The 13,554-nt window shown below is 39.3% G+C and carries 15 protein-coding genes; 13 read left to right on the top strand and 2 right to left on the bottom strand.

Going from position 1 to position 13,554, the window contains the following annotated elements; translation table 11 throughout:
* Positions 1-174: 174 nt before the first annotated feature.
* The 7 genes from I6F48_RS04100 to I6F48_RS04070 all read left to right on the top strand — a co-directional run bounded on the left by I6F48_RS04100 (position 175) and on the right by I6F48_RS04070 (position 6,252).
* On the top strand, positions 175-945 hold the full coding sequence (locus tag I6F48_RS04100) for a DUF3450 domain-containing protein (protein ID WP_024590812.1): 771 nt from the start codon (positions 175-177) through the stop codon (positions 943-945).
* A 6-nt stretch (positions 946-951) separates the two neighbouring features.
* Complete coding sequence (locus I6F48_RS04095) at positions 952-2,316, top strand: MotA/TolQ/ExbB proton channel family protein (RefSeq protein WP_007583865.1); 1,365 nt, start codon at positions 952-954, stop codon at positions 2,314-2,316.
* Positions 2,316-2,840 carry a MotA/TolQ/ExbB proton channel family protein gene (locus tag I6F48_RS04090; RefSeq protein WP_002961709.1) on the top strand — a complete coding sequence of 175 codons (525 nt, stop codon included), beginning with the start codon at positions 2,316-2,318 and terminating at the stop codon, positions 2,838-2,840. Before I6F48_RS04095 ends, I6F48_RS04090 begins: the two co-directional genes overlap by 1 nt.
* A 14-nt stretch (positions 2,841-2,854) precedes the next feature.
* Complete coding sequence (locus I6F48_RS04085) at positions 2,855-3,259, top strand: ExbD/TolR family protein (protein WP_007583867.1); 405 nt, start codon at positions 2,855-2,857, stop codon at positions 3,257-3,259.
* On the top strand, positions 3,259-3,876 hold the full coding sequence (locus tag I6F48_RS04080) for an energy transducer TonB (RefSeq protein ID WP_165728220.1): 618 nt from the start codon (positions 3,259-3,261) through the stop codon (positions 3,874-3,876). The genes I6F48_RS04085 and I6F48_RS04080 overlap by 1 nt, the downstream gene beginning before the upstream one ends.
* An 11-nt stretch (positions 3,877-3,887) precedes the next feature.
* Complete coding sequence (locus tag I6F48_RS04075) at positions 3,888-5,147, top strand: tetratricopeptide repeat protein (protein WP_165728221.1); 1,260 nt, start codon at positions 3,888-3,890, stop codon at positions 5,145-5,147.
* Positions 5,148-5,208: 61 nt separating this feature from the next.
* Entirely contained in the window at positions 5,209-6,252 is a 1,044-nt protein-coding gene (locus tag I6F48_RS04070; protein WP_165742005.1) for a hypothetical protein, read from the top strand.
* A gap of 27 nt (positions 6,253-6,279) precedes the next feature.
* Here the strand turns inward: I6F48_RS04070 and I6F48_RS04065 are convergent, their stop codons facing one another.
* Together I6F48_RS04065 and I6F48_RS04060 are read right to left on the bottom strand one after the other, a co-directional pair.
* Positions 6,280-6,606 carry a TraR/DksA C4-type zinc finger protein gene (locus I6F48_RS04065; RefSeq protein WP_024590816.1) on the bottom strand — a complete coding sequence of 109 codons (327 nt, stop codon included), beginning with the start codon at positions 6,604-6,606 and terminating at the stop codon, positions 6,280-6,282.
* A 61-nt stretch (positions 6,607-6,667) separates the two neighbouring features.
* On the bottom strand, positions 6,668-7,648 hold the full coding sequence (locus I6F48_RS04060; protein ID WP_007583877.1) for a tRNA-dihydrouridine synthase: 981 nt from the start codon (positions 7,646-7,648) through the stop codon (positions 6,668-6,670).
* Between the two features lie 225 nt (positions 7,649-7,873).
* On the opposite strand from I6F48_RS04060, the gene I6F48_RS04055 reads away from it, so the two are divergent.
* The 6 genes from I6F48_RS04055 to dnaX all read left to right on the top strand — a co-directional run bounded on the left by I6F48_RS04055 (position 7,874) and on the right by dnaX (position 13,551).
* Positions 7,874-8,398 (top strand): HvfA family oxazolone/thioamide-modified RiPP metallophore, encoded by a 525-nt coding sequence (locus I6F48_RS04055; RefSeq protein ID WP_197118875.1) that lies wholly within the window; start codon positions 7,874-7,876, stop codon positions 8,396-8,398.
* Between the two features lie 67 nt (positions 8,399-8,465).
* Positions 8,466-9,323 carry an HvfB family MNIO-type RiPP peptide maturase gene (locus I6F48_RS04050; protein ID WP_197118874.1) on the top strand — a complete coding sequence of 286 codons (858 nt, stop codon included), beginning with the start codon at positions 8,466-8,468 and terminating at the stop codon, positions 9,321-9,323.
* 36 nt (positions 9,324-9,359) lie between these two features.
* Positions 9,360-10,112: an HvfC family RiPP maturation protein gene (locus I6F48_RS04045; protein WP_165728226.1), complete on the top strand. Its 753-nt coding sequence runs from the start codon at positions 9,360-9,362 to the stop codon at positions 10,110-10,112.
* Positions 10,113-10,184: 72 nt separating this feature from the next.
* Complete coding sequence (locus I6F48_RS21455) at positions 10,185-10,307, top strand: hypothetical protein (RefSeq protein ID WP_002962301.1); 123 nt, start codon at positions 10,185-10,187, stop codon at positions 10,305-10,307.
* 169 nt (positions 10,308-10,476) lie between these two features.
* Positions 10,477-11,022: an adenine phosphoribosyltransferase gene (gene apt / locus I6F48_RS04040; protein WP_007584093.1), complete on the top strand. Its 546-nt coding sequence runs from the start codon at positions 10,477-10,479 to the stop codon at positions 11,020-11,022.
* A 3-nt stretch (positions 11,023-11,025) separates the two neighbouring features.
* Positions 11,026-13,551: a DNA polymerase III subunit gamma/tau gene (gene dnaX, locus I6F48_RS04035; protein ID WP_197118873.1), complete on the top strand. Its 2,526-nt coding sequence runs from the start codon at positions 11,026-11,028 to the stop codon at positions 13,549-13,551.
* Positions 13,552-13,554: the final 3 nt, after the last annotated feature.

Below are 13,554 nucleotides of genomic sequence, written 5' to 3'. Positions count from 1 at the left end.
TTGTTTAAGCATTAACTTAGCTATTTATTTGCAGAGATTAGTAAACATCAAGTTGACAGCGCTAATTGCATTTAGCATTATTGGAAGGTTGATATCTATTAAAAGATATCAGGGTTGTTCTCTTCGGAGGATAATTAAATTATAAAAGTAACATTACTTAATTGGTTGGGAACTATGTCTGTTAAAATCAGAAAGAGTCTTGTAGCAACTGCGTTGGTTGGCGCATTTGCATTTGCAAGCAGCAATGTGATTGCAGATCCTTTGAATGACGTGCAAAAAGCAGGTCAACAAATTCAAAAGGCTGCGGTTAAGTCTCAAACTAAAATTGACAATGTATATGGTCAAACTCAGGAGCTAATCGCTGAGTACCGTAGCGTTGTTGATGAGACTGAACTTATGAAAGTGTATAACGATCACGTGTCGCGCTTGGTTGATAGCCAAAACGCGTCTATTGAATCGTTTGATCGTCAAATCGCTACGATTGATAACACGAAACAAAACGTTGTGCCTTTGATGTATCGCATGATCGATACGCTTGAGCAATTCATCAAAGCGGACGTTCCATTTAATCTAGAGACGCGTTTAGGACGTGTTGAAAGACTACGTGAAATCATGGTTTCTGCGTCTGTAACGACGTCTGAAAAATTCCGTCAAGTACTTGAAGCTTACACTATTGAAACAGCATACAGCTCACTTGTATCTGCTTCACAAGGTACACTAGAAGTTGATGGCAAAAGTATTAACGTTGATATCGGTCAGTTAGGTCGTATTACTTACGTTGCTCAGTCTTTTGACTTGAAACATGCTTGGGTGTGGGATAACAACACTAAACAGTGGAAAGAATTAGGTGAAGAATACCTAAAACCTGTTAAAGAAGTTATTCGTATGGCGCGTAAGCAAGCGACATTAGAACTTGTTAAACTACCTATCTTTGGCGCGGAGTAATCAATAATGAAGAAACTATTTAAAGGTTTTGCTGTTGCCGCAGTACTAACTGTTTCTGCAGGTACCGCGTTAAATGCACATGCAAATACTGGAGCTCTAGATAAAATACTTGAGCAAGTAAAGCAAGAGCGTATCTCTGAAGGTAAAATCGATAAGAAACGTGAACAAGAGTTCTTATCAGATCGTGCTGACAAGCAATCTTTACTTAATAAAGCTAAAAGCCAACTTGCTTCTGAGAAGTCTCGTGGTGAAAGCTTAACTAAGCAATATGCACAAAATGAAAACACGTTAGCTGAAAAAGAAGCCGCTCTTCAAAGTGCTCAAGGTACTTTGGGTGAGATGTTTGGTGTTGTACGTCGTGCAGCTCAAGACGCTATCGGTTCTATCGAAGCATCACTAGTTAGTGCTGAGAAACCTGGCCGTGCTGAAATCTTACGTTCATTAGCTGCTGCTAAAGAACTTCCTACAGTTCGCGAACTTGAAGAACTTTGGATTTCACTTCAAACAGAAATGACTGAATCAGCTAAAGTTTCAACTTTTGAAACTGAAGTTGCTGGTCTTGACGGTAACCCGTCAATGAAGAAAGTAACGCGTATCGGTAACTTTAACTTAGTTACAGACGATGGTTACTTAATTTATTCACCAGAAACTAAGTCTATTCAGCCTCTAGGTAAACAGCCTGATAGCTATATTTTAGACGGTATCACTGATCTTGAAAATACATCACCAGATAACTACGCTGGTGTTTATATCGATCCGACTCGTGGTGCTATCTTACGTATCAACACTCAAAAAGCGACACTTATGGAATACTTCCATCAAGGTGGCGTAGTTGGTTATATCATTACAGCTTTACTAGCTTTAGGTATGCTAATTACTCTAATTCGCTTTGTTGACCTTACACTTACTACTAGTAAGATTAAGAGCCAGCTTAAAAATGTTGCTACACCGAATACAAATAACCCACTGGGTCGTATTCTTAAAGTGTACCATGACAACAAGAACCAAGATGTTGAAAACCTTGAGCTTAAACTTGATGAAGCGATTCTACGTGAAACGCCACGCATCGAAGCTGGTATCAACATAATTAAGATTCTTGCTGCAATCGCACCGTTACTAGGTCTACTAGGTACAGTAATCGGTATGATCTTAACGTTCCAAACAATCACATTGTTCGGTACGGGTGATCCGAAGATCATGGCAGGTAACATCTCTCTAGCACTTGTAACTACAGCGCTAGGTCTAATTGCTGCATTACCACTAATTCTACTTCATGCTCTTGTAGCTGGTCGTAGTAAGTCGGTATTACACATCCTTGATGAGCAAAGCGCGGGTATCGTTGCTACTCACGCGGAGAAGGAGAAAGCCTAATGCTAGTCCTGATGGAGATATGGGAATCTATCAGGGATTTTGTTGGCACAGGCGGCCAGGTTTTATACGTGGTCGCGATAGCACTCTTTCTGATGTGGGTTTTAATGATTGAGCGCTATTGGTTTCTACTTGCAGAGTTTCCTCGCACAGCGAAAGAAATTGTAGCAAAGTGGGATGCCCGCCAAGACACTACGTCTTGGTACGCACACAGAATCCGTGAAGCATGGATTTCTGAAGCGTCTGAAAAATTAGATCAGCGTATGTTGTTGATTAAGACATTAGTAGCTGTTTGTCCTTTAATAGGCTTACTTGGTACTGTTACTGGTATGATCTCGGTTTTTGAAACCATGGCCAACCAGGGTACGGGTAATGCACGCTTAATGGCATCAGGTATTTCAATGGCAACAATCCCAACAATGGCTGGAATGGTTGCGGCACTATCTGGAGTATTTTTTAGCTCACGTCTTGAGACAAAAGCTAAAATGGTGAAAGCCAAACTTATTGATAGTATGCCTCATCACTAGAGAGAGAATTAAATATGGCACGTAAACAACGTTTTCGTGAAGAAGAAGAAGCAGCGGTTGATATGACGCCAATGCTTGACATCGTATTTATCATGCTTATTTTCTTTATCGTAACTACATCGTTCGTTAAAGAGGCTGGTATCGAGGTCAATAAACCAAAAGCTGCCCAAGCTACTAAGCAAAAAAATGCTAACATTTTTATTGCTATTCGTAGTAACGGCGAAATCTGGGTTGATAAACAACAAATTGATGTTGAACGTATTTCAGCAAAAATTGAAAGTTTATTAGCAGAACAACCTACTGAAGTTGTGATTATACAAGCTGATAAAGAAGCTAAACACGGCACAGTGGTTAAAGTTATGGACCAGATTAAAGCGACGGGTGACAACCTTAGAATTTCAATAGCTGGAGATCAGTAATGATTCGTTTTCTGTTTTCACTGATTGCAGGTGGGGCAGTTACTTTCGGCTTGTTCTACTTCATGGCCTTCCTCATCTCTGGTGGGGCTGACCGTAATACGGAACAAAAAGAGCAGATCATAGTCGAAATAATGACGAATCCGCCTGAATCTAAGGTGCAGGAGAGGAAGCGTGTACCGCCTCCTCCTCCACCACCGCCAAAGCAGCCGCCTAAACCGCAGCCGCCACAGCCGGAAAATAATAATCCAAACCCTGGTGCTATGTCATTTAACATGGGTAGCATTGATGTTGGTAGTTCAGCTGGTGGACTAAGTGGTCCTGGTGCATTTGGACGAGATGGTGATGCGACACCTATCGTTCGTATAGAACCAAAATATCCAACGCAAGCAGCACGTGATGGCAAAGAAGGTTGGGTACAACTTTCATTCACAATTGATGAGTTAGGTGGAGTGATTGACGTTGAAGTAATTGACGCAGATCCAAAACGTATCTTTGACCGTGAAGCTAAACGCGCACTGCGTAAGTGGAAGTACCGTCCTAAGATCATTGACGGAAAACCACAGAAACAACCAGGTTTACAAGTTCAATTAGACTTTAAACTTAACCAAGGCAACTAAGGAGGCGAGTAATGAGAAATTTTTCTAAAGTAACTGCTCTTGCGATTCTTATGTCTGTGTCGGGTGCTACTTTAAGTGCATCTGTTTTAGCAGCGCCAGATTACGCAAAGATTGAAGAGCGTAAAAAAGCAAAAACTAAAATCATGGGCGAGCGTACTGGTAAAAAGGTAATTAAAGCATTTGACTTGTACAACGAAGAAAAAGTTGATGAAGCAATTGTTTTGCTTAGAGAGATTGAACCTTCGAATGACTTTGATAAAGCGACCGTAAATCGTTACTTAGGTAGCATGTACGCTCAAAAAGAAAAGTATGACGAAGCGATTAAGTACTCTAAGCAAGCAGTTGCCCCTGATGTTTTAAACTTTGCTGATCAAGAACAGACTCTAAAACTGTTAGGCGATTTATACGCCGGTACTGAAAAGTATCAAGAAGCCAAAAAAGCTTATGTAGCTTGGATGGACTTCACTGGCCAAGAAGATCCTACGGTTTATACACGTATCGCTCAAGCTAACTATCAGTTAGAGCAATTTCGTGATGTTTTTGAACCAGCAGATAAGGCAATTAAACTTCAAAAAGAACCTAATAAAGGTCCTTACCAATTAAAACTGGGTGCATACTTTGAACTTAAAGACTATGCAAACATGGTTAAGATTGGCGAAGAGATTGTTCGTGTATGGCCTGATGATAAAAAAGCTTGGGTTAGCTTAGGTAAATATTACCTACAAACCGAAGACTATCAAAAAGGTTTAGCAACGATGGAAGTTGCTTACAAGAACGGTTACTTTGAAAATGAAGTTGAGTATAAAGTCTTATCTAACTTTTACTCTCTAAACGAGATCCCTTTTAGAGCAGCTGTAACGCTAGAAAAGGCCGTTAAGAGTGAAAAAGTAAAACGTACAAAGCAGAATGTTAGCGCGATTGCTAGTAACTATCATCGCTCTAAAGATCTAGAAAAAGCTGCTAAGTACTACGAAGAAGCTGCTAAATTTGATGACGACGCTGAACTTTACCGTAAAGCTGGTTCATTACTTTTACAATCTGAAAAATTCAGTGCTGCTGTTGTTCGTTTGAACAAAGCATTAGAGCTTGGCTCTGACAAAAAAGGTACTATTTATTCAGATTTAGCTGAAGCGTATTACTATCAAGGTAAGTATAAGCAAGCATATGCTGCAATTACTAAAGCTATGGATGACCCTCGCACACGTAAGTTTGCAAAGGGTTGGTCTACATATATTAAAGATAAAGCCGCTCGCAACGGTGTTAAAATTTAATTTTAATTAGCTAAAGCAACTTATAAAAAGCCCCTCTGGGGCTTTTTTTATTGGAACTACTATGTATAAAAAGCTCTCTTTTTCATTACTACTGTGCTTATTTTTAGCTGCATGTTCAAAGCAGCCTCAACCTTATGAGTCATTTGAAGACGCACAAGTTGCTTTAAAAACTTTAAACATGGCACTTGTACAACCAGACGCTAAAAAAATCGATAGGATTACTAAAGAGCAATTGGTCTTTTCTGATGCGTATTTAGTTAAACGTCATTCTATTTATCAGAACCTAATGGGTATGGAGCTTAATCTCAATCAAATTGCACAAGTAAACTACTTGGTTATTGCAGAGCGCTTTCCTGAGCGCTATTTTAATTGGCCGGCTCAAGTAAACGTATTAAAAAACATGCTTGCTTTTGAGGGGTCAAAAAGTACGCCGGATAATATTATTACTTGGCTTAAGTTAACCCAAGATACGCTAGACAGTGCTAAACAAAGCAATTTAAAGCTGAATAAAATTGAGCTCACACTACTACAAAGCTATGTATTGAGTGCGATAGGTAGTAATGACGTTCAACCAGCGCTTAAGAGTCATATAAGAGCTTTTAGCGATTATTTAGCTAGTTACAAGCCTAGAGGTAGTGTTGGTCTGAGAGGCCTGCCAAATGGGTCACAGTGGTATCAGAGCAAACTCAATTACTTTAGTGGCGAAGTACATTCACCGCTAGAGTGGGTTACTCTTTTAAATGAAAATATAAAAGTATTAGATCGTGTTGCAATCGATAGTAAATTGTCTATTTCTCATAAAAAATCGTTTTTAGTGCAGTATCTATCGAATGAAAAATTAATTGAAGGGCTTGATTGGCAGGCTGATTATCACGACTTACCTGCAATGGCGAGTAATATGAACATGTCTGATAAAGATAAAACATTGATGCTTGCAATGATGGAATCAGATATTGGCATTCATTACCATGCGTGGACTTTGCCACAGGCAAAGGTAAATCTTATGAAACGCTTAGAAATCACCCAAGAAGAGGCTCAATATTTAGTTGAAGATATAATACTCTACCCAGGGCAATCATTTAGCTTTATACAACAAATTATATAATGATTTGAAAGTGCGCTTATTGTGCGCTTATTGTGCGCACTTTGTACACCGTTGAGTTGCGGGGTCTAGTTCAAGTGATTTGGCTGGTATTTTTTCTTCACAGTCGCAGCAGTAGCCATATTGCCCAATTTCTATTTGGCTGACCGCCGCTTCTAATTTAGTCATGCGACTGATCAAAAACGCATACTCAGGACCTAGCTTCTCTGCTGCACAGTCTAACCATTCATTGTTTGCTGTATTATCTAAAATTTGTATTAAATGCTGATGTGTAGGGTAGGCTGATTTAGAAAGCATAGTTAATATATTTAATTTAATTTGTGCTATTTCATCGTTTAGTCTTTTTTGATGATGCATTATCAGTACAACCTTATTAAATTGGCTTCACGTTATACTGATATTATCTAGAGGCTTTAGGTTAGCCGTTATGATTTGAATCAAGTTGCGGTGCTTTGGCGTATTTATTTAATACGCTTGCCACATCTTCTTTACTTTTTAAACGCCTGATTTCATCAAATAAATCGATCGCTTGCGGGTATTGGCGTTTAAGGTAACCTAGCCATTGCTTTGTACGAGAAGCAAAATACTTTTCATCTTTTGCAGGGTCTTGATGAATAGCAGAGTGGATTAAGTGATAAATAATATGCTCCCATTGAAGGCCATCATATTGTTCATTATTTACATGAGCTTTAATTTTTTTTGCTAAATCAGGGTGCGAAAGGGCGCCACGACCAAGCATCAAATCAGTACATCCACTTCGTTTTTGGCAAAGCATTGCGTCCTCAACTTGCCAAATTTCACCATTGGCAACAACGGCAATATTTTTATCTTTTATTATTGGTGGAATTTTTTCCCAATAAGCTGGCGGGTTATAACCATCACGTTTGGTTCTGGCGTGTATAGCTACACTATTTGCGCCTGCACTTACCACAGCATCAACAATTTCTTGGCTGTTACTGTCATCATCAAAGCCTAAGCGAATTTTTGCACTTACTTCATGTTTATCATCTACAGCATCTCGGACTGCTTTAATAATCGTATACATGTGGTCAGGATCTTTAAGCAGTACAGCACCCCCTCGACTACGATTAACGGTTTTTGCTGGGCAACCAAAGTTAAGGTCGACCCCATGAGATCCTAAAGCAATTGCTCTTACTGCATTTTCGGCTAACGGATTTGCTTCTTGGCCGAGTAATTGAACACGCACAGGAGTACCTGCTCGCGTAAATCCATTATTATGTAGTTCAGGGCAAAATCGATGAAAAACTTTATCAGGTAAGCATGTTTCAACCACTCTTACAAACTCGGTAACGCACAAATCGAACCCACCAATGTCTGTGAGTAATTGGCGCATTTTAAAATCAACGACACCTTCCATAGGTGCTAAAACAAGTTTCATAAAGTGATTAATTTTGATAAAAAACTGGACGCATAGTTTACCTGTAAATCACACATTGATAAATCTGTAATTACCAACCATATTTAATGTAGAAACCGCAAAAGTAAATATTATGAAAATAAATGAAAGTTTTTATTCTTGTACAGGTCTACTTAAGCATACAAGCAATTTAAAATACATTTTTATTGCTGAGATTTACAATACTTGATTAAAGAGAGTCACAAAATGAATACAGTTAAAAAAAATACAATCGCGTTAACTTTAGGTGCAGTAGTTGTTGGCTCTGCAAGCTTTGTATCTGCAGATGTACAAGCCAACCCATTTGAGTTTCAACAATTAGTGACAGGTTACCAACTAGACGCTAAAGAAGGTAAGTGTGGTGAAGGTAAATGTGGCGGCGATGCTAAAGATGCAAAAGCTAAAACAGAAGGTAAGTGCGGCGAAGGTAAATGTGGCGGCGATGCAAAAGCTAAAACAGAAGGTAAGTGCGGCGAAGGTAAATGTGGCGGCGATGCAAAAGATGCAAAAGCTAAAACAGAAGGCAAGTGTGGCGAAGGTAAATGTGGCGGCGACGCAAAAGATGCAAAAGCTAAAACAGAAGGCAAGTGTGGTGAAGGTAAATGTGGCGGCGATGCAAAAGATGCAAAAGCTAAAACAGAAGGCAAATGTGGTGAAGGTAAATGCGGCGGCGATTCTAAAAAAACTAAAAAAGAAGGTAAGTGCGGCGAAGGTAAATGTGGCGGTCGTTAATATCTTATTCTAAATAAGTTATGCTAAAAGGGCCTTAAGGCCCTTTTTTGATAAGTTAGAGGTAGTTATGACACAAATCCAGAGTACAGATTTCGGGATGGTGGGCCTTGGCCTACGACGAGAAATGCTTGATGAACTGCTTGAACACGTACCTAATCAAGTAGATTTTTTGGAAGTTGCACCAGAGAACTGGTTAAAACTAGGTGGGCGCTTTAAAAAGCAATTTAGAACATTAACAGATGCAAACAATTTTGTGTGTCATGGATTATCACTGTCTATCGGTTCACCCGAACCACTGGATGTTGAATTTGTTAAGTCTTTAAAAGTTTTTTTTGAAGAGCACAATATAAAAATCTTTAGTGAGCACTTAAGTTACTGCTCTGGTACAGGCCATATGTATGACTTAATGCCTATTCCGTTTACACAAGATGCTATAGCACATGTTGTCCCTCGCATTAAACAAGTACAAGACATACTTGAGCAGCAAATTGCGATAGAAAATGTTTCCTATTATGGCGCTCCTGGACAGCAATTATCAGAGCTGGAATTTACAAATACCATTTTAGAGCAAGCAGACTGCAAGCTTTTACTGGATGTGAATAACATTTATGTGAATTCGATTAATCATGGCTATAACGCACAAGCGTTTTTAACTGGGTTACCCTCTAATCGTATTGCCTATGGGCACGTTGCTGGGCATTACAATGAGGCTGATGACTTAATAGTGGATACACATGGCGCTGATGTAATCAGTCCTGTGTGGGAGTTACTTGATAAGGCATATGAAGTACATGGCGTATTTCCGACTCTGCTTGAGCGTGATTTTAATATTCCTACTATGGATGTGTTAACCAAAGAGTTAGACATAATTCATGAGCTACAAGCTAAATACCTTAATTCGACTATTTCAAAACAACGAGCTTAATATAAGCCTTTATAAACATTAAAAGAGTGCCTAGTTATGAGCTTTATTGAAATACAAAACGAATTTATGGCGCATATTCGCGAGCCTAAAAAAAATAAAAAGCCCAGCGGTATCGAAGACCGACGTATGGCCATTTATCGCGACCTATTTTTTAATAACATTGAAGGTTTTATATCATCAGGTTTTCCGGTATTAAAAACCTTATATACAGACAAGCAATGGCTGGTCCTTGTACGCCAATTTTTTAGCGAATATGATTGTCATTCGCCGTACTTTTTAGATATAGCAGGGGAGTTTATTAATTACTTATCAAGTGATTATAAAATGAAAAGATACGATCCCGTGTTTATGCTAGAACTTGCACATTATGAATGGGTAGAGCTAGATGTATCGATTGCACACGAAGATGAGCAAGAGCAAAAATTACAAACAACAGCGCTTACTAGTTCTGCTTTGTATTTATCGAAAACGGCAAGAAATTTAAGTTATCAATTTCCGGTTCAAAATATTAGCAATCACTTTAAACCAAAAGAGCCATCACCTCAGCCTAATTATTTTGTTGTATATAGAGATGAAGATGATGACGTTCAATTTCTGGCTACGAATGCGATGACTGCTTTGTTACTATCAATTATTGAGGCAAGTGATGGAGCGACATTTGACGACGTTTGCCAACAGGTATTCGCTCATGCACCACAGTTTAATGCAGATCAAATTGCTCAAGGCGCATTGGTTACCCTCAATGCAATGGTTGAACGCGGTGTAATTGTGACAAAAAATCAAGATTAAGGTCTTTATTGATGATTTTACATCGTCTATTATGGCAGCCTTATTTGTCGTGCTTAATAAAAGGTTGTACCAATGTCAGATGATAAAGACTTTAAAGATCCGTTCAACGCTACTTATTTTCTTGCTTTCTTAGCTGTATTTGCAGGGATTGGTTGTTTAAATGCAATATTAGGCTGGATCACTAGCTTAACTTAAAATGCATAGCGTTTATTAAGGCTGTTGCTTACTTCAGCCTTGAACCACTTTATTTTAATTACCCCCCATAGTTAATACTTCTTTTATAGTAACGCCAAACTCGCAATTAAAGGTTAGTTAAGGTTATAATCACCTGCTTTGTAATATAAACAATTGAGCAGTTAAAATTATGACTCAAGTAACACCAGCAATTATCAAAAACAGCATAACTACAATTGCTGATTATCCAAAGCCGGGCATCATGTTTCGCGATGTAACCACTTTAATGGCAAATCCAGAAGCCTTTAAAGCAACTATTGACGCGTTTATCGCAGAATATAAAGATCAGGGTTTTACTAAAATAATTGGCACAGAATCACGTGGCTTTATTTTTGGTGCGCCGCTGTCTTACGCATTAGGCATTCCGTTTATTCCAGTTCGTAAACCAGGTAAGTTACCACGCGAAGTTATTCGTCAAGATTACTTACTTGAGTACGGTGAAGACACGCTAGAGCTGCATGTTGATGCAATTGTACCTGGCGATAAAGTATTATTAGTTGATGACTTATTAGCAACTGGCGGCACAATTGAAGCCACAGCTAAATTAGTTCATAAACTAGGTGGCGAAGCCACAGATGCTGCATTTGTTGTATCACTACCAGAACTTGGTGGCGAGCAGCGCATCAAAAAAATGGGTATTAAAATTCTAAAATTGGTTGAATTCGAAGGCGAGTAATCGATGAGTTATCAGGTTCTAGCGAGAAAATGGCGTCCTCAAACCTTTCATGAATTGGTTGGGCAGTCTCATGTTAAGCAAGCGCTTGTAAATGCGCTTACACAAAATAGACTGCATCACGCTTATTTATTCACTGGAACCCGCGGTGTAGGTAAAACCACTATTGCGCGTATTTTTGCTAAAAGCTTAAATTGCGACGAAGGTATATCTGCAAATCCGTGTGGCCAATGTAGCAGCTGTTTAGATATAGAAGCAGGGCGCTACATTGACTTACTCGAAATAGATGCGGCTTCTCGTACAAAAGTAGAAGACACCCGCGAAATACTCGATAACGTTCAATATGCACCAACACGTGGACGTTATAAAGTATACCTAATCGATGAAGTTCACATGCTTTCTAAGCACAGCTTTAATGCGCTTTTGAAAACGCTTGAAGAGCCACCAGAGCATGTGAAATTTTTATTGGCGACGACCGATCCTCAAAAACTACCAGTTACTATTTTATCTCGCTGTTTACAATTCAACCTAAATGCCTTGTCGCAAAGTGAAATTAAAACACAGCTTGAACACGTACTTACTCAAGAGCAGCTTAGCTTTGACACTGATGCACTTAGCATTATTTCAAAAGCCGCTGATGGCAGTATGCGTGATGCGCTTAGCTTAACTGACCAAGCTATTGCACAAACAAATGGTGATATTAATAATCAAGCAGTACAAACAATGCTTGGTTTAATGGATACTCATTATAGCCAAAGCTTGCTTGCAGCATTACTTGCACAAGATGGCGCTGCGCTAATGGATGAGATTGCACAGGTGGCAAGTCGTAATCCTAATTATGTTGCATTGCTTGATGATTTAATTGCACTTACGCATTTGACCCAACTAACCCAGTTAGTGCCAGAAGCGGCAGGGCTAGATGAAAAAAATGTAGATTATATTGCTCATGTTGCACAACATACGAGCCCACAACAAATTCAAATTTATTATCAGTTACTGTTAAATGGTAAAAAAGATTTACAATGGGCACCAGAGCCTCGTTTAGGTTTTGAAATGATAATGCTAAGATTATTAGCATTTAAGCCTACAGACGCTCAACAAACTGTACACACAGTAAACGAAGAGCCGGCCCCAAATAAACAAGGCCGCGCAAATGCACTGCGAGATATATTAAATAAAAATAAAACATCGCAAAACACTGTAGCTAGCCAAAGTAGTGTCCCTGTAAATAATACTAAGCCAGTTAGCAATACAGAGCAGCCTAAATCCCTTGAGATAGAGCCTTTACCAAATGTTGCCGCTCAGACATTGAATAATGATGTCGTACAAAGTAATAATGAGCCAACCCAAGTTGCAGTAGAGCAACCGGTTCAACAAAGTGAAAACGCTATTGAGCAACAGGCTTCAGCTAATGAGCAATCACAAACCAATGTTGTTTCGGATGCTCAAGCCCAGCGCCAAAGTGAAGATGAAGCTTACATGCAACATAGTGATGCTGAGCAAACGTTAGCTTCGCAGTTTGATGATATAATGAGTAGCGCTGTAGATCAGGGTTTTAAACCTGCACCTACTGCAAACTCAGAGTCTTCACCAGAGCCCTTAACAAATCACAATGCAAGTACGCCAATAGCTGAACAAGAAGCGCAGGCGCAATCTGCCATTGCTCGTATTTTACGCGACAGAAATATATCGGGTGCGGGTAGGTTATCAGGCAAGAGTACAAGTACATCTGCAAATAATGTAGCAGTGCAGCCAAGCCAAGCGCCTGCTAAAAAGCCAGAACAGCATCCAAGAATGCCTAAAGCCCAAAGTGTTCATCAAGGTAGTGCAGATACAAGTGCAAGTGAGCTTAATAGCCCTTCAGGTAATGCGTCTGGCGATATCCCTCCTTGGGCAACTGATAGCGAAGGTGAGAGTGAAAAAAAGCATGAGTTCCCAGTAATAGGGGGCCAAACTCAGGCACATAATCACTCCAACATAAAGCCAACTAGTAAGATTGATTTTAAAGCAAAGCACCAAAAAATTACTGAAAATCTTGCGCCAGAATTACTTGAGCAAATAAACCCTCAAAAAGCGCCTGAAATAGTGCCAGAGGAAGTAAGTATTCCTGCCCCTGATGATTTTCAAAGCCCAATTAGTGAAATTAGATTTGCACATCAACAAGATGAATGGGCTTATTTAATTAAACGTATGGGACTGGGTGGTCGTATGCGCCAATTTGCATTGCATTCAATATTTACCAAGCAAGGCAACAGTTTACATATAGACGTTGATGAATCACAAAAGCATTTAGATACACCGATGCTTCGCCAAAGATTAGATGCCGCATTGTCGAGTATTTATGAGCATAACGTGTCGTTAAGTATTAATTTTGCTAAGGGAGTTATTGACTCTCCTTATCTTATTCAGCAAAAAATTGATGCAGGTCGTCATCAACAAGCAATCGATGTGATCACATCTGATGAAAACATAGTACAATTTCAGCAAGTATTTAGCGCCGAAATTGACGAAAACAGTATTCAGGCATTGTAATTA

This window comes from Pseudoalteromonas sp. SWYJ118, from assembly GCF_015864505.1.
Taxonomy (GTDB): domain Bacteria; phylum Pseudomonadota; class Gammaproteobacteria; order Enterobacterales; family Alteromonadaceae; genus Pseudoalteromonas; species Pseudoalteromonas arctica.
The sequence above is the reverse complement of the archived record's forward strand: the minus strand, read 5'-3'. Positions and strand labels throughout refer to the sequence as shown.